This is a genomic window from Acinetobacter radioresistens DSM 6976 = NBRC 102413 = CIP 103788 (genome assembly GCF_006757745.1).
In the GTDB taxonomy this organism is placed as follows: domain Bacteria; phylum Pseudomonadota; class Gammaproteobacteria; order Pseudomonadales; family Moraxellaceae; genus Acinetobacter; species Acinetobacter radioresistens.
In genome coordinates, this window is the sequence record NZ_AP019740.1 from 785,490 (window position 1) to 802,884 (window position 17,395).

11 protein-coding genes and 1 pseudogene are annotated in these 17,395 nt (G+C 44.6%); 10 read left to right on the forward strand and 2 right to left on the reverse strand.

All coding sequences use genetic code 11. The annotated features are described in order from the left end of the window. Window positions 1-272: 272 nt before the first annotated feature. From ACRAD_RS03660 to sucD, 5 genes are all read left to right on the forward strand, one after another. Window positions 273-3,113: a 2-oxoglutarate dehydrogenase E1 component gene (locus ACRAD_RS03660; RefSeq protein WP_005025010.1), complete on the forward strand. Its 2,841-nt coding sequence runs from the start codon at window positions 273-275 to the stop codon at window positions 3,111-3,113. Continuing rightward, the gene (gene odhB, locus ACRAD_RS03665; RefSeq protein WP_005015734.1) at window positions 3,113-4,336 is read left to right on the forward strand and encodes a 2-oxoglutarate dehydrogenase complex dihydrolipoyllysine-residue succinyltransferase; all 1,224 of its coding nucleotides are present in this window, start codon (window positions 3,113-3,115) and stop codon (window positions 4,334-4,336) included. Before ACRAD_RS03660 ends, odhB begins: the two co-directional genes overlap by 1 nt. A gap of 61 nt (window positions 4,337-4,397) precedes the next feature. Beyond that, on the forward strand, window positions 4,398-5,831 hold the full coding sequence (gene lpdA, locus ACRAD_RS03670; protein WP_005025012.1) for a dihydrolipoyl dehydrogenase: 1,434 nt from the start codon (window positions 4,398-4,400) through the stop codon (window positions 5,829-5,831). 169 nt (window positions 5,832-6,000) lie between these two features. Beyond that, window positions 6,001-7,167 (forward strand): ADP-forming succinate--CoA ligase subunit beta, encoded by a 1,167-nt coding sequence (sucC, locus tag ACRAD_RS03675; protein WP_005015729.1) that lies wholly within the window; start codon window positions 6,001-6,003, stop codon window positions 7,165-7,167. Window positions 7,168-7,179: 12 nt separating this feature from the next. After that, entirely contained in the window at window positions 7,180-8,070 is an 891-nt protein-coding gene (gene sucD, locus ACRAD_RS03680; protein WP_005025017.1) for a succinate--CoA ligase subunit alpha, read from the forward strand. Window positions 8,071-8,582: 512 nt separating this feature from the next. Here sucD and trpS read toward each other — a convergent pair. Then, window positions 8,583-9,596: a tryptophan--tRNA ligase gene (gene trpS / locus ACRAD_RS03685; protein WP_005015726.1), complete on the reverse strand. Its 1,014-nt coding sequence runs from the start codon at window positions 9,594-9,596 to the stop codon at window positions 8,583-8,585. Window positions 9,597-9,803: 207 nt separating this feature from the next. Here trpS and ACRAD_RS03690 point away from each other — a divergent pair, with 207 nt between their 5' ends. Both ACRAD_RS03690 and ypfJ read left to right on the forward strand, forming a co-directional pair. Continuing rightward, on the forward strand, window positions 9,804-10,736 hold the full coding sequence (locus ACRAD_RS03690) for a DUF808 domain-containing protein (protein ID WP_005025019.1): 933 nt from the start codon (window positions 9,804-9,806) through the stop codon (window positions 10,734-10,736). Between the two features lie 45 nt (window positions 10,737-10,781). After that, the gene (ypfJ, locus tag ACRAD_RS03695; RefSeq protein ID WP_005025022.1) at window positions 10,782-11,681 is read left to right on the forward strand and encodes a KPN_02809 family neutral zinc metallopeptidase; all 900 of its coding nucleotides are present in this window, start codon (window positions 10,782-10,784) and stop codon (window positions 11,679-11,681) included. Window positions 11,682-11,734: 53 nt separating this feature from the next. On the opposite strand, the gene ACRAD_RS03700 is transcribed toward ypfJ, so the two are convergent. Then, on the reverse strand, window positions 11,735-12,292 hold the full coding sequence (locus ACRAD_RS03700) for a hypothetical protein (protein ID WP_005025024.1): 558 nt from the start codon (window positions 12,290-12,292) through the stop codon (window positions 11,735-11,737). Window positions 12,293-12,536: 244 nt separating this feature from the next. Here ACRAD_RS03700 and ACRAD_RS03705 point away from each other — a divergent pair, with 244 nt between their 5' ends. From ACRAD_RS03705 to ACRAD_RS03715, 3 genes and pseudogenes are all read left to right on the forward strand, one after another. Further along, entirely contained in the window at window positions 12,537-14,036 is a 1,500-nt protein-coding gene (locus ACRAD_RS03705; protein WP_005015707.1) for a cation:proton antiporter, read from the forward strand. A 395-nt stretch (window positions 14,037-14,431) separates the two neighbouring features. Further along, window positions 14,432-16,654 carry an Ig-like domain-containing protein gene (locus tag ACRAD_RS03710; protein WP_142093787.1) on the forward strand — a complete coding sequence of 741 codons (2,223 nt, stop codon included), beginning with the start codon at window positions 14,432-14,434 and terminating at the stop codon, window positions 16,652-16,654. Continuing rightward, window positions 16,548-17,384, forward strand: a pseudogene (locus ACRAD_RS03715) (Ig-like domain-containing protein); the annotation flags it as partial. The gene ACRAD_RS03710 and the pseudogene ACRAD_RS03715, both read left to right, overlap by 107 nt. Window positions 17,385-17,395 lie beyond the last annotated feature (11 nt).

Below are 17,395 nucleotides of genomic sequence, written 5' to 3' on the forward strand. Positions count from 1 at the left end.
GTTGCTTTAGAAAAGCTAATTCGCCGATTTATCTTTTCTAAGACGATTTTGCAAAAAAATTGCTCGGTATTGCCGAGTATATAAATGAATGATGATGCAGGTAAGAGCGTTATGATTCATAACACACACCGGTCAATTCTGGTGTGATTATAGCGCCCGTGGTCTGAGTACCGAGTGGGTATTAATGTCATTTTACCAATTTGGCATTATCAAGCATGGGTATGCTTAACAAGCAACCTGTAATGTTTTTGCAATAGGAAATGGGTCCACAAATGCAAGAAGTTGCTGACGCATTGCGTCTTGACACTGAACTTTCCGCTGATAGTGCAGCGTATATTGAAGAGCTTTACGAGCAGTACCTGACTTCTCCGACCTCAGTAGGTGAGGATTGGCGCCAGTATTTTGATAAATTCCCTAAAGGTGATCAGCCTCACAGCAATGTACGTGAGCAATTCCTATTATTAGGACGTAATGGTAGCCGTGGACAACCAGTTGCGCAAAGTGCAGTAAGTTCTGAACATGAACGTCGTCAGATTGGGGTGTTGCAATTAATTGCAGCTTACCGTAACCGTGGGCACCAGAAAGCCAAATTGGATCCGTTGGGCTTGGCAAAACGTGAAGATGTTCCTGATCTTAACCTGTCTGCACATGGTTTGACCAAATCTGATCTGGATACTGTATTCAATACAGGTAATCTGGCAATTGGCAAGACGGAAGCTACCCTTGGTGAAATGATTGAAGCAATGGAGGCGACTTATTGCGGCTCAATCGGTGCCGAGTATATGCACATTGTTGATACCAAGGAAAAGCGCTGGATTCAGCAACGTCTTGAAGGTGTACGCGGTAAATATGATTTTACTGCTGACCAGAAAAAATTATTTCTTGAGCGTTTAACTGCAGCTGAAGGCCTAGAAAAATTTCTGGGTAATAAATATGTAGGTGCTAAACGCTTTGGTGTGGAAGGTGGTGAATCTTTCATTCCTATGGTCAATGAACTGATCCAGCGTGCCGGCTCAGTAGGCTGTAAAGAAGTTGTGATTGGCATGCCACACCGTGGCCGTTTAAACCTCCTGGTCAATATTATGGGTAAAAACCCGGCTGACCTGTTTGGTGAGTTTGAAGGCAAAATGCTGAATAAGAAAGGTTCTGGTGACGTTAAATATCACCAAGGCTTTTCTTCAAACGTAATGACCCCAGGCGGTGAAGTACACCTTGCCTTGGCATTTAACCCATCCCATCTTGAAATTGTTGGACCTGTAGTTGAAGGTTCAGTGCGCGCGCGTCAAGTACGTCGTAAAGATATCGGTGGTGACGATGTATTGCCATTAATTGTACATGGTGATGCTGCATTTGCAGGTCAGGGCGTGAATATGGAAACTTTCCAGATGTCACAGACCCGTGGTTATACTGTAGGCGGTACGGTTCATATCATTGTGAACAACCAGGTTGGTTTTACAACTTCTGACCCGCGTGATGCGCGTTCAACTGAATATAGTACTGACGTTGCCAAAATGATTCAGGCACCTATCTTCCATGTGAATGGTGATGATCCTGAGGCTGTAATTTTTGCTACTCAATTGGCGCATGATTTCCGCCATACTTTCCGTAAAGATGTAGTAATTGACCTGTTCTGTTATCGTCGTCGTGGCCATAATGAGGCGGACGAGCCAGCAGCAACTCAGCCAATCATGTATCAGGTTATCAGCAAGAAACCGACAACCCGTACTTTATACGCAGACAAACTTGTTCAGGAAAATGTTCTGGACCGTGCTGCTGCTGACAAGATGGTTGAAGATTATCGTGCTGATCTTGAAGCAGGTAATCATGTTGCCAGTGCACTGGTTCTTGAGCCAAATACTAAAATGTTTGTGGACTGGGCTCCGTATCTTGGCCATGACTATACCGATGACTGGGATACCTCATTTGACTTGACTCGCCTGAAACAGTTGGGCGAAGGCATGCGTAAACTTCCTGAAGGTTTTGTAATGCAGCGTCAGGTTCAAAAAGTAATTGATGACCGCCTGAAAATGCAAACTGGTGAAATGCCATTAAACTGGGGTGCTGCTGAAACTCTGGCTTATGCAACATTGCTAGACGAAGGTTATCTGGTACGTATTACCGGTGAAGATGTAGGTCGTGGTACCTTCTCACATCGTCATGCCAAACTTCATAACCAGACAGATGGTTCCACTTACATTCCGCTTTGCCATGTAAAAGAAAACCAGCCACGTTTTGCATTATATGATTCGTTGCTGTCTGAAGAGGCTGTACTTGCATTTGAATATGGTTATGCAACCACTATTCCGCATGGCCTAATTATTTGGGAAGCACAGTTTGGTGACTTCGCAAACTGTGCCCAAGTCGTGATTGACCAGTTTATTGCTTCTGGTGAAACTAAATGGGAGCGTGTATGTGGTCTGACCATGTTACTTCCACATGGTTACGAAGGCCAGGGCCCTGAGCACTCATCTGCTCGTCTTGAGCGCTTCTTGCAGCTATGTGCAGAAGACAACATGCAGGTGATTACTCCAACAACGCCTGCACAGATTTTCCATGCGCTGCGTCGTCAGGCAGTACGCCCGATCCGTAAACCAATGATCGTTATGTCTCCTAAGTCGCTGCTTCGTCATAAACTGGCAACTTCGACTCTGGAAGAGCTGGCAACGACTTCATTCCAGACAGTGATTGATGAGATCGATACACTTAACAAGGCCGACGTTACCCGTCTGGTGCTCTGTGGTGGCAAAGTCTATTATGATCTGCTTGAAAAACGTCGCGAGCAGGAACTGAACAATACTGCAATCGTTCGTATTGAACAGTTGTATCCATACCCAGAAAAACGCCTTGCTGAAGTTCTTGCCTCTTATCCAAACGTGAAAGAACTCGTGTGGTGTCAGGAAGAGCCGAAAAACCAAGGGGCCTGGTTATTTATTGCGCCGCGTTTATATGACGACGTAATGAAAACAGGTAAGCAAGTCCGTATTAGTTACGCAGGACGTGAAGCATCTGCAGCACCTGCATGTGGCTCACCTTATTTGCACGCAAAACAACAAGCTCAGCTTATCAATAATGCTCTAGCAATCGAAGCTGAACAATCAGGAGATTCTAAATAATGGCAACCGAAATTAAAGCCCCGGTATTCCCAGAGTCAGTTGCTGACGGCACGATCGCAACTTGGCACAAGAAAGTCGGTGAAGCTGTTTCACGTGATGAAGTCATCTGTGACATCGAAACTGACAAAGTTGTTCTAGAAGTGGTTGCCCCTGCAGACGGTGCTCTGGTTGCTATTGTTAAAGATGAAGGCGACACAGTTCTTTCTGATGAAGTAATTGCACAGTTTGAAGCAGGTGCTGGAGCTACAGCAGAGCCAGCTCAAACAGCAGTAACTTCTGATGGAAATGTGGAAAATGCATCTGCTAATACAGAAGCTGGTCCAGCTCCTGTAGTTGAGCGCAGCCAGCCTGTACAGGATCAGGCACCTGCTGTACGTAAAGCTTTGACTGAAACAGGTATTAACGCTTCTGATGTTTCTGGTACAGGCCGTGGTGGTCGTATTACTAAAGAAGACGTAGCAAACCATCAGTCTAAACCAGCTGCTGCAGCTCAGCCTCAAGCGCTTAGCGTAGCTGTAGGTGAGCGTATTGAAAAACGTGTTCCGATGACACGTCTGCGTAAACGTGTTGCTGAGCGCCTGCTTGCAGCAACACAAGAAACAGCAATGTTGACTACGTTTAATGAAGTTAACATGAAGCCAATCATGGATATGCGTAACCAGTATAAAGATGCGTTTGAAAAACGTCATGGTGCGCGTCTGGGCTTTATGTCTTTCTTTGTGAAAGCAGCAACTGAAGCGTTAAAACGCTATCCGGCAGTCAATGCTTCAATTGATGGCGACGATATCGTATATCACGGTTTTTATGATATTGGCGTAGCAGTTTCTTCTGATCGCGGTCTTGTAGTACCTGTCCTGCGTGACACTGATCGTATGAACTATGCTGAAGTTGAAAACGGTATTCGTGCATATGCTGGCAAAGCGCGTGAAGGCAAACTTGCAATTGAAGATATGACTGGTGGTACTTTCACAATTACCAACGGTGGTACTTTTGGTTCGCTACTTTCTACTCCGATTTTGAATACGCCACAAACTGCGATTCTGGGTATGCATAAAATCCAAGAGCGTCCTATGGCTGTAAACGGACAGGTGGAAATTCTGCCAATGATGTATTTGGCATTATCTTATGATCACCGTTTAATCGATGGTAAAGAAGCAGTAGGCTTCCTTGTAACAATCAAAGAATTGTTAGAAGAGCCAGCTAAACTTATCCTTGATCTTTAATACTTACCAGCAAAATAAACCAGGATAAAGTCTCCCTTTATCCTGGTACTTGGAGATAAATATGTCTCAACAGTTTGATCTTGTTGTGATCGGTGGTGGCCCAGGTGGTTATGAAGCAGCAATTCGTGCTGCACAGCTGGGCTTCAAAGTTGCTTGTATTGAAAAACGTATTCATAAAGGTAAACCATCTCTGGGTGGGACCTGTCTAAACGTTGGCTGTATCCCATCTAAAGCATTGCTTGACTCTTCTCATCGTTATGAAGATACCGTTCATCATTTGGGTGATCATGGTATTACAACAGCTGAAGTGAAATTTGACCTTGAAAAGATGCTTGCTCGTAAAGACAAAGTGGTAGAGCAACTGACCGGTGGTGTAGCTCAGCTACTTAAAGGTAATGGGATCGAGTGGCTGCAAGGTACAGGTAAACTGCTGGCAGGTAAAAAAGTTGAGTTTGTACCATTTGAAGGTGAGACTCAGGTTCTAGAACCTAAATATGTAATTCTGGCATCGGGTTCTGTACCAGTAAATATTCCTGTTGCTCCTGTAGATCAAGATCTGATTGTAGATTCTACCGGTGCACTTGAATTCCCTGAAGTTCCTCAGCGTTTAGGGGTAATCGGTGCAGGTGTAATTGGTCTTGAGCTAGGTTCAGTATGGCGTCGTCTGGGTTCAGAAGTTGTTGTATTTGAAGCTATGGATGCATTCTTACCAATGGCCGATAAAGCACTGGCTAAAGAATTCCAGAAAATCCTGACTAAGCAGGGTCTGGACATCCGTATTGGTGCGAAAGTTTCTGGTACTGAGATCAATGGTCGCGAAGTAACTGTTAAATACAGCCAGGGCGGCGAAGATAAAGAACAGACTTTTGATAAGCTGATTGTGTGTGTAGGTCGTAAAGCTTATGCAGAAGGTCTGTTAGCTGAAGACTCAGGTATAAAACTGGCAGAACGTGGTCTGGTAGAAGTAAATGATCATTGCGCAACTTCTCTTGAAGGTGTTTATGCGATTGGTGATTTGGTTCGTGGTCCAATGCTTGCACATAAGGCAATGGAAGAAGGCGTAATGGCTGTTGAGCGTATCCATGGCCACGCTGCACAAGTAAATTATGACACTATCATCAGTGTAATCTATACCCATCCGGAAGCAGCATGGGTCGGTTTAACTGAAGAGCAGGCAAAAGAAAAAGGCCACGACGTTAAAACTGGCCAATTCCCGTTTGCTGTGAATGGTCGTGCACTTGCTGCAGGTGAGGGCGCAGGTTTTGTAAAATTTGTTGCTGATGCTAAAACTGACCGTCTACTGGGTATGCACGTAGTAGGTCCGGCTGCCTCTGACATCGTTCATCAGGGTATGATTGCCCTTGAATTTGTATCAAGTGTTGAAGACTTGCAGTTAATGACTTTTGGTCATCCAACTTTCTCTGAAGTTGTGCATGAAGCAGCTCTTGCAGTCGATGGACGTGCAATTCACGCAATTCAGCGTAAACGTAAATAAGATTAAAGAAAGAGCGGTTCAAGAGCCGCTCTTTTTTGCTTCATGGGTTGCAATGATTGGCACAACCCTCTAAATATAAAGACAAGATTAAATAATTGCTAATGTGTACCGTGATGGAAGGGTACATAGAAGTATGGATAAGAAAGTAGAACTAGTAAAAGGTAAGTAAATGAATTTACATGAGTATCAAGCCAAAGCGCTATTAAAAAAATATGGTATGCCTGTTCAGGAAGGTATTTTAGCAACCAATGCTGATGAAGCTGTTGCTGCCTTTGAACAGCTTGGTGGAAAGTTTGCAGTCATTAAGGCCCAGGTGCATGCAGGTGGCCGTGGTAAGGCCGGTGGTGTACAGGTTGTTAAGTCAAAAGAAGAAGCCGCAGATTATACCAGTCGTATTATTGGTACACGCCTAGTCACCTACCAGACAGATGCCAATGGCCAGCCAGTCAATAGCGTACTGGTCTGTGAAGACGTTTATCCTGTGGAGCGTGAATTATACTTGGGTGCTGTGGTTGACCGCTCTACTCGTCGCATTACCTTTATGGCATCCACCGAAGGTGGTGTTGAAATTGAAAAAGTTGCAGAAGAAACACCTGAAAAAATTATTAAAGTTACAGTAGACCCTCTGGTTGGCCTGCAACCATTTCAGGCACGGGAAGTAGCCTTTGCACTGGGTTTGAAAGATGGCCAGATTAATCAGTTTGTTAAGCTGATGACAGGGGCTTACCATGCTTTTGTAGAAAATGATTTTGCCCTGTTTGAAATTAACCCGCTGTCTGTACGTGAAAATGGTGACATTCTTTGTGTAGATGCCAAGGTGGGCATTGATTCCAATGCACTGTATCGCTTACCAGAAGTCTCTGCGCTACGTGATAAGTCTCAGGAAAATGAACGCGAGCTTAAAGCTTCTGAATTTGACCTGAACTATGTAGCCTTAGAAGGCAATATCGGCTGTATGGTAAATGGTGCCGGTCTTGCTATGGCAACTATGGACATCATCAAATTATATGGTGGACAACCAGCTAACTTTCTAGATGTAGGTGGTGGTGCAACGAAAGAGCGGGTGATTGAAGCATTTAAAATTATCCTTGCTGACAGCTCTGTTCAGGCAGTATTAATCAATATTTTTGGTGGTATTGTACGCTGTGACATGATTGCAGAAGCAATTATTGCTGCGGTTCAGGAAGTGAACGTAACTATTCCTGTAGTCGTACGACTTGAAGGTAACAATGCCGAGCTTGGCGCCAAGTTACTGGATGAATCCGGTCTAACACTTATTTCTGCTCAGGGCCTAGCTGATGCCGCAGAAAAAGTTGTTGCAGCAGTAAAAGCATAAGGAGTATCAATCATGAGCGTATTAGTAAATAAAGACACCAAAGTATTGGTACAGGGTTTTACAGGTAAAAACGGAACTTTTCATTCAGAACAGGCCATTGCATACGGTACAAAAGTAGTCGGTGGTGTAACACCAGGTAAAGGCGGCCAGAGTCATTTAAATCTTCCTGTATTTAATACTATGCGCGAGGCGGTACAGGAAACACAGGCAGATGCGTCTGTGATTTATGTGCCTGCACCATTTGTACTGGATTCTATTGTAGAAGCAGTAGATGCAGGGATTGGACTTATTGTAGTCATTACCGAGGGTGTACCTACTCTTGATATGCTTAAAGCCAAGCGTTATCTGGAAACCAATGGTAACGGTACGCGTCTGATTGGACCAAACTGTCCGGGTATCATTACACCGGGTGAATGCAAAATTGGAATTATGCCGGGACACATTCATCAGCCAGGCCGTATTGGAATTATTTCCCGTTCTGGTACGCTAACTTATGAAGCGGTATCACAAACTACCCGTCTGGGATTAGGCCAATCTACCTGTATTGGTATTGGCGGAGATCCAATTCCAGGAATGAACCAGATTGATGCGCTTAAATTGTTTCAGGATGACCCCGAGACTGATGCGATCATTATGATTGGTGAAATTGGTGGGACAGCCGAAGAAGAAGCTGCTGAATATATTCAATCAAATGTGACCAAGCCAGTTGTGGGTTATATTGCCGGTGTAACAGCTCCAAAGGGCAAACGTATGGGCCATGCAGGTGCAATTATTTCTGGTGGTAAAGGAACAGCAGAAGAAAAATTCTCTGCTTTTGAAAAAGCGGGTATGGCATATACACGGAGTCCGGCAGAACTAGGTTCTACCATGTTACAGGTGTTGAAAGATAAAGGCCTAGCTTAAGTAGACAGCAAAAAAGCTCCGAAAGGGGCTTTTTTATTATGAGAATGATGGAGAGAATTAATTCTTCTTCAATGCTATTAGGATTGTAAGTTTAACTCAAGCTTAGTTTACCCTATAGTTGTCCACCTTAAAGCAAACTATTTAAGTAGATTAGATAAGTAATTTGCTTTAATTTAAGTCTATAACTTGTAGATTTTGATATATCATATTTTTTATAGACAAAAAAAATACGCAATGATTGGGGTGATCATTGCGCAGAACAACGAATCTGCATACACAGTTTCGGTTAAGGAGAAATGTCATGAATTTAGAAGCTTTCTAAATCATGAAAGTATAATATTTGAATACCTGAGTAACTTCCTTGGTATTCACGTTAACAAGTGTTAAATCACGTTAAACTATAGGTTATATTGTAATTTTTTAAATTGTGAAATTTTATGCGGTTGAATTTTAAAAATTAATATTCCAATTAAAAAGGCCCTTAAAGCAGGGCCTGTATTAATACTACAATTTTAAAAGTGGAACATTCCTAAACCGCTTTTAATTTCATCTAGAGTTTGCTGGGTAATAACCTGACATTTTTGAGTGCCTTGACGTAAAACATCCATAATATAGTCCGGATCTTTTTGCAATTCTGCACGACGTTCACGAATTGGACCGATCAGCTCTTTTAAAATACCTTCTAGACGCTTCTTCACAGTGCCATCACCTAGACCACCACGACGATAATGGGCTTTTAATTCTTCTAATTCTTCTTTATTGGTATCGAAAGCATCAAGATAGGTAAAAACCACATTACCTTCTACCTGACCCGGATCTTCAATACGCAAATGATTAGGATCAGTATACATGGCATTAACTGCCTTTTTAATATCCTTATCTGAAGCATCCAGAACAATGGTATTACCCAGAGATTTAGACATTTTGGCCTTACCATCAAATCCCGGTAAACGGCTCATGTTAGAAAGTAAGGCTTTACATTCAGGCAAAAGCTCGCGGCCAATCTGACGATTAAGACGACGAACAATTTCATTCGTTTGTTCAATCATTGGAATCTGGTCTTCTCCTACCGGCACAACAGTAGCTTTGAATGCCGTAATATCGGCAGCCTGTGCGACCGGATAACATAGAAAACCTGCCGGGATATCGCGCTCAAAACCTCGCATCTGAATTTCAGACTTGATCGTTGGGTTACGTTCCAAACGCGACACCGTCACAAAGTTCAGATAGAGCATGGTCAGCTCATTGAGTGCTGGTAATTGAGATTGCACACAGATGGTGGTTTTTTCCGGATCAATACCCACTGCTAAATAATCTGTAGCGACTTCCAGAATATTCCGACGTACTTTTTCAAAATTATCGGCATTATCAGTTAAAGCTTGAGCATCGGCGAGTAACAGGTGCTGGTGATGGGAGTCTTGCAAGCCTACACGAGAACGTAGTGAACCTACGAAATGTCCTAGATGGAGCTGTCCAGTCGGGCGGTCACCAGTCAAAATAACTGGGCGGGTATCTTGATCACTCATGATGCATTCCAAAGCGGTTGTAAATTAAGCAAAATATATTAATTGATGAAGTCTATTGTAAGGCATAAATACTGGCAGTGCCTCTTTACAATAAACTCCAGCTGGTAAAAAGTGAGAAATTTAATAGATAAACATATAAAGCTTATACACTTTCTCTGATTAAAGCGATTTAAACTAGCTATATAACGATAAGATTGGGAACATAAAATGGCGAGCAGCTTGCTTTTATTATTAGATGATATTGCCACAATTCTGGATGATGTCGCAGTCATGAGTAAAATGGCTGCAAAAAAAACCGCAGGGGTGCTAGGTGATGACTTGGCTTTAAATGCCCAGCAAGTCAGTGGTGTCCGTTCAGATCGGGAATTGCCAGTGGTCTGGAGCGTAGCAAAAGGCTCATTTGTGAATAAAGTTATTCTAGTACCTTTAGCGTTGCTTATCAGTGTAGTTGCTCCATGGTTAATTAGCCCATTGTTAATGATTGGTGGCTTATTCTTGTGCTATGAAGGTATAGAAAAAGTTTTGCATTCACTACAGCGTAAAAAGCCACATAGTCCTGAAGAAGCAGTTGCCAAGCTCGAACAGGATGAGATTGATTTGCATGCCTATGAAAAAGATAAAGTCAAAGGTGCAATTCGAACAGATTTTATTCTTTCTGCTGAAATTGTAGTAATTAGCTTGGGTACAGTTGCAGCAGCCAGTTTTATGACTAAAGTTACAGTACTAAGTATTATCGCTATTGTAATGACTATAGGCGTGTATGGACTGGTAGCCATGATCGTAAAAATTGATGACTTGGGCCTGCATTTGACTGAACAGGTTTCAAATTTTAAACAGCGTATTGGTCAGGCTCTTTTGAGCTTTGCCCCGATTTTGATGAAGACTTTATCAATCGTCGGTACCATTGCTATGTTTCTGGTCGGGGGAGGCATTATTAATCATGCTGTTCCTCTAATACATCATTTTACTGAAGATACTGTTGATCATGTTGAACTGATTCCTACTTTGGGGCATATCGTAGGAGCAATTACACCAACTTTAATAAATTTGGGAATCGGCATAGTAGCGGGTTTTATTGTTCTGCTTTTAGTCAGTGGAGTTAAAAAAATCTGGCCAAAATCTAAACAGAAATCTGCTTAAGCTATCAGCTTTTGCGACATCGTAATAATAGGGAAGGGGTAAACTATGCGTTGGAAAGGTCGCCGTGTCAGTACTAATCTGGAAGATCGCCGGGGTGGAGGCGGAGCAAAAGCAGGGGGTATCAGTATATTAGGTCTGATTGTTGCCTTTGTCGCCTGGAAGTTTTTTGGTGTAGATCCGCAGCAGGCTTATCAGGCAACAAAACAGGTAACCGCCGGACAGCAGGTAGAAAGCGTCGGCCTGGAAAATCCAACGCCCCAGCAGCAAGAAGCCGCAGATTTTGTCGGGACTGTTCTTGCTGATACCGAAGACACCTGGCAGGCAATTTTTCAGGAGCAGGGGCAAAATTATACCCCTCCTAAACTGGTCTTGTTCAGTGGCGTGGTTAATTCACGTTGTGGTACTGCACAGGCGGCAATGGGGCCATTTTATTGTCCAGCTGACCAAAAAGTTTACATAGATACCAGTTTCTTTAAAGATATGCGCCAGCAGATGGGAATTTCTGGTGAGCAGAACCAGACAGAACTCTCTCGACAAGACCAAGCCGGAGACTTTGCTCAGGCTTATGTAATTGCACACGAAGTGGGTCACCATGTACAGAACCTGTTAGGTATCTCTTCTCAAGTGCAACAGGCTCGCAGCCGTGCTAGTCAAGTACAAGGAAATCAGCTTTCAGTCCGGCAAGAGCTTCAAGCAGACTGTTTGGCCGGAGTGTGGGCACATCATAACCAGCAGCGTACCCAGTTTCTAGAGCAGGGTGATGTTCAGGAAGCAATGGATGCTGCCCATAAAATTGGTGATGACTATTTGCAAAAAAGTGCAACTGGACAAGTTGTACCTGATAGCTTTACGCATGGAACCAGTGCACAACGTATGCAGTGGTTCCAGACCGGCTTGAAGAGTGGTGATCTTAACCGGTGCGATACTTTTAACCAGCCAGTTTAAGGCAGTTAAAAGAATTATTGAGTACAGAAAAGATTATTACTGTACTCAATAATCTATTTTGTTAAAAAACTGCGAAAATTTTTCAAGATACGAATACTTGAAATTAATGCAATGATCGTAAACAGAAAAACTCCTAATAAGTAATATTTAAGGGCAGACATATCCTGTTGATAGAAATTAATCACTTGTTGTTGTGTTAAGGTTAAGTTGCTTGGCATGTTAGTCTGAGTATCTACATAGTTTATAGACTGAATATATTGATAAGGGCCAATAATTTGTAGAACTGCTTTTCGAACTTCTCTATATGGACTTTTATCATAGCCAGAAAGACAGAGCGTAGTCTGATAATGCTCACAACTGATTTTACTGATATATCCTTTGCCTTTTAAAACAATAAAAATTGCTCGATCTGGCTTTTGGCTGTTAGACAGGAGCAGATAAGACTGTTGATTGCTTGAAACCAGCTCAATCTGTTGGCGGTACTCTAGCCACGTATTCGCCTGTGCCAGTGTGTTGAATTTGCTGTAACAGGTCAGTAATAGTGCCAGAGTTACAGTAAAAATGATTAAAGCCAGGATAAGACGAAAAATGAATTTTAAAGATTGATGCATGAAAAGAAATATACAGCCAGTATTTATGAGAAATATTATTATAGTTTGAAATGATCTGGAAACGGCAAAAGCCGAATTGTTTATGCGAGAACCAGGTCTATTTAAAATGAAATAAAATTATCCATGACCTACCCCTAGAAATGGGAGTAAAATTCCCAGTTAAGAGTTTTATAACTGATATTCATCTAGAAGTGACTGATTGGATGCGTTTTAAGAAAGCCAGCAGTTATATTCAAGGATTCGCATGGGCAATTTTTTTCTTCTTCAAGCTTTAACGGTTATTTTTGCACTTTCAATCGCAACTACAATTTTTAATAAACGTATTTTAGACTTTCCTCAGGCGATTGGTGTGCCAATTGTCTCGGCAGTTTTTGTATTTATTTTGCAGTGGGGTGCGAGCTTACTTAATGGTAACCAGTTTATAGTCATTAATATTCATAATATTGAAGAAGCTGTACGCGGGATTGATTTCTACGACTTTCTTATTAATGGCGTAATCTGTTTTATCCTGACCTCGTCTGCGCTTAAATTTAAAATTTCTGACTTAAGAAGTCACTGGAAACCCATTGGAATTCTAGCCACGATTGCACTGGTAATCTGTGCTGTATTTTTCGGTGGCATCCTTTATGGTTTTCAGGCATTAATTGGAAATCCGGTCCCTATTTTAGTCTTGCTGTTATTGGGATCTGCTTTAGGTGCAACAGATCCAATCGGAGTTAAAGGGGTGTTAAGTTCAGTTAGAGCACCTCATCATTTGATTGTGAAACTCGAAGGTGAGTCACTGTTTAATGATGCAATGTGTATCGCCGTCTTCATGACTTTACTGAATGTATTACAAGGCGAACATTTTACCTTATTGGGCACATTAGAAAATTTTCTCTATGAAATTGTGGTAGCTGTAATTATCGGTTGGGGGTTCGGTTTAGGAATTTTACGCTTATTGCGCGGCAAGCATGAAATGGAGTCCCTGATCCTGACAACTGCGCTGCTGGCCTGCGGTTCTTACCTGGTTGCCCTGTTTGCTCATGCTTCTGCACCAATTGCTTGTGTTATTGGTGGTCTCATTGTTGGGAATAAATGGAAAGAAATCCTGCATGATCGTGAAATTCGTGAAGTAAATCACTTTTGGCATACTGTAGAAGGCATTATTAATTCATTTCTGTTTACATTAATCGGATTGGAGCTGTTCATTCTGGACTTGAGTAGTAGCATGATCCTTGGAGGAATATTTGCATTTTTTGCCCTGCATATTTCACGGTTTGCCGCAAATTTCTTATCTTTCGCCTTTTTCCCATCTTTTCGCAAAAAGAGTTATAACGGTAGCTTAACCATTTTATCGTGGGGAGGAGTGCGGGGTGGTATTTCACTGGCACTCATATTAGCTGTGGCTAATATTCCACAACTACGTGAATATAGCAGTATTTTGATTGGCTATACTTTCATTAGTGTATTGCTTTCAGGTGTGGTTTGCGGTTTAGGACTACCAGCCGTTATGAATGCTTTTTACTATAATCCAAATGAAGAGACTCAAGGCTTTAAAGGATGGTATCAACGTTTATGCCACAAAATGAATCGTAAAGGTTTTAAATATATTGTAGGAGAAGATGCGAATGGTAATGAAACCATTACTGTGTATCAGCCCGAGGAAATAATGGACCAGAAAACTGATGATGGCATCGCGGCTGTCCATCATCCGATAAAAGCACAAGAAGTCAAACGTCTGGAAAGTCCTGATAATTTTTAAAGGCAATTTGATATGCAGACTATTTTAAGAATAATAAAAATCAAGATACTAGATTGACTATTTTTAATAAATTTATCCTAAGTGTTACCGTGTATTTCAGTGTTGTTTTTATGTAAAAAATGAAAATATTTCTTATTTACATATCTTTTTTTTATCTCTTTAAAACAATCACTTAATAAAATAAAAAATATATGTATTTGATTTATATATTTTAACTTTAAAGCAGACTTGCTTACTCAACTTAATAAAAAACTTACTTGTTTCATGCTATCTATTTATAAAGCTTATTAAATTTTCTAGGAAGAAAATAGTTACAAAGCAAAATCTAATAAAGCTAATTTTTAATAAAAAATTCAGGAAATTAGCTCCTCTAATAATATGTAAGGAAGAATATAATGGCGGATATTTCTATAATTTCAAAAGAAACAGCTCAGCAAGTAGAGCATATAGGTAATAGTTTTAAATTAGGGGAGCCTGTAGTTGTCGTTATTGATGTTGCTCCAGAGGAGGTAGCATCTATTGATCGTAGTGGAAATAACCTTACTATCACCTTGAAAAATGGTGAGCAAATTTATATAGAAAATTATTTTGCCGCTGATAATAGTCTGGTCTTTAAAAATGATCAGAATCAGCTTTTACTGGCTCAAGTTACTGATGCCAGTGGTGCAATATTAGATCCAATTTCTTATTTAAACTTAGAAGAAGTCACACCACTTTTATATGGAGCAGAGAGTGAAGCTTTTGTTCCCTGGTTAGTTGGGGCAGTAGGAATAGGAGGATTGGCTGCAGCGGTAACCTCTACTAGCGATTCTTCCGATGATACAAGAAATGATATTACACCACCACAGAAACCAATTATTACTGAAAATAATGGTGATGGTTTAAGTGGTACAGGTGAAGCCGGCAGTACAGTAATTGTTAAAGATAGCCAAGGCAATCAGACTGAAATTAAGGTAGGAGAAGACGGCAAGTGGAGCATTGAGCCGAATCCGTTAAATGAAGGAGAACAGGGGACAATTGAAGCAGTAGATCCTGCTGGCAACAGTTCAGGACAATCTCCGGTTACAGGAGGCGACCAAACTGTCCCACAAGCTACATTAGACACATTGTTAACAAATGACACCACCCCGGGCCTGAGTGGCACGGTAAATGACCCGGCAGCCCGGATTGAAGTCAGCATTAACGGCAGCACCTACCAGGCCATCAACAATGGCGACGGCAGCTGGAGCCTGGCTGACAACATCATCGCGGTCCTGCCGGAAGGCCTGATTAACGTAACCGTAACAGCCACCGATGCGGCGGGGAACCGCAGTGCAGTGACCGGCAGCATCCGCATTGATACCACCGCCCCGGCAGCACCGCTGCTGGATGCGGTCAATGCCACTGACCCGATCAGCGGCACGGCAGAGGCGGGTGCACGGATCGTGGTGACCTATCCGAACGGCACCACGGCCAGCACCGTAGCAGATGCTACGGGGAACTGGAGCGTGGCCAACCCGGGCAACCTGAGCGATGGCCAGCAGATCAGCGTGGTGGCCAGCGATGCGGCCGGCAACAGCTCGGCCCCGGCCAGCGCGACGGTTGATGCAGACATCACCGCACCTGAGGTCAGCCTGGATGCGCTGCTGAGCAATGACACCACCCCGGGCCTGAGCGGCACGGTGAATGACCCAGCAGCCCGGATTGAAGTCAGCATTAACGGCAGCACCTACCAGGCCATCAACAATGGCGACGGCAGCTGGAGCCTGGCCGACAACATCATCGCGGTCCTGCCGGAAGGCCTGATTAACGTAACCGTAACAGCCACCGATGCGGCGGGGAACCGCAGTGCAGTGACCGGCAGCATCCGCATTGATACCACCGCCCCGGCAGCACCGCTGCTGGATGCGGTCAATGCCACTGACCCGATCAGCGGCACGGCAGAGGCGGGTGCGCGGATCGTGGTGACCTATCCGAACGGCACCACGGCCAGCACCGTAGCAGATGCTGCGGGGAACTGGAGCGTGGCCAACCCGGGCAACCTGAGCGATGGCCAGCAGATCAGCGTGGTGGCCAGCGATGCGGCCGGCAACAGCTCGGCCCCGGCCAGCGCGACGGTTGATGCAGACATCACCGCACCTGAGGTCAGCCTGGATGCGCTGCTGAGCAATGACACCACCCCGGGCCTGAGCGGCACGGTGAATGACCCAGCAGCCCGGATTGAAGTCAGCATTAACGGCAGCACCTACCAGGCCATCAACAATGGCGACGGCAGCTGGAGCCTGGCCGACAACATCATCGCGGTCCTGCCGGAAGGCCTGATTAACGTAACCGTGACAGCCACCGATGCGGCGGGGAACCGCAGTGCAGTGACCGGCAGCATCCGCATTGATACCACCGCCCCGGCAGCACCGCTGCTGGATGCGGTCAATGCCACTGACCCGATCAGCGGCACGGCAGAGGCGGGTGCGCGGATCCGTGGTGACCTATCCGAACGGCACCACGGCCAGCACCGTAGCAGATGCTGCGGGGAACTGGAGCGTGGCCAACCCGGGCAACCTGAGCGATGGCCAGCAGATCAGCGTGGTGGCCAGCGATGCGGCCGGCAACAGCTCGGCCCCGGCCAGCGCGACGGTTGATGCAGACATCACCGCACCTGAGGTCAGCCTGGATGCACTGCTGAGCAATGACACCACCCCGGGCCTGAGTGGCACGGTGAATGACCCGGCAGCCCGGATTGAAGTCAGCATTAACGGCAGCACCTACCAGGCCATCAACAATGGCGACGGCAGCTGGAGCCTGGCTGACAACATCATCTCGGTCCTGCCGGAAGGCCTGATTAACGTAACCGTAACAGCCACCGATGCGGCGGGGAACCGCAGTGCAGTGACCGGCAGCATCCGCATTGATACCACCGCCCCGGCAGCACCGCTGCTGGATGCGGTCAATGCCACTGACCCGATCAGCGGCACGGCAGAGGCGGGTGCGCGGATCGTGGTGACCTATCCGAACGGCACCACGGCCAGCACCGTAGCAGATGCTACGGGGAACTGGAGCGTGGCCAACCCGGGCAACCTGAGCGATGGCCAGCAGATCAGCGTGGTGGCCAGCGATGCGGCCGGCAACAGCTCGGCCCCGGCCAGCGCGACGGTTGATGCAGACATCACCGCACCTGAGGTCAGCCTGGATGCACTGCTGAGCAATGACACCACCCCGGGCCTGAGTGGCACAGTGAATGACCCGACGGCCCGGATTGAAGTTAGCATTAACGGCAGCACCTACCAGGCCATCAACAATGGCGACGGCAGCTGGAGCCTGGCCGACAACATCATCGCGGTCCTGCCGGAAGGCCTGATTAACGTAACCGTAACAGCCACCGA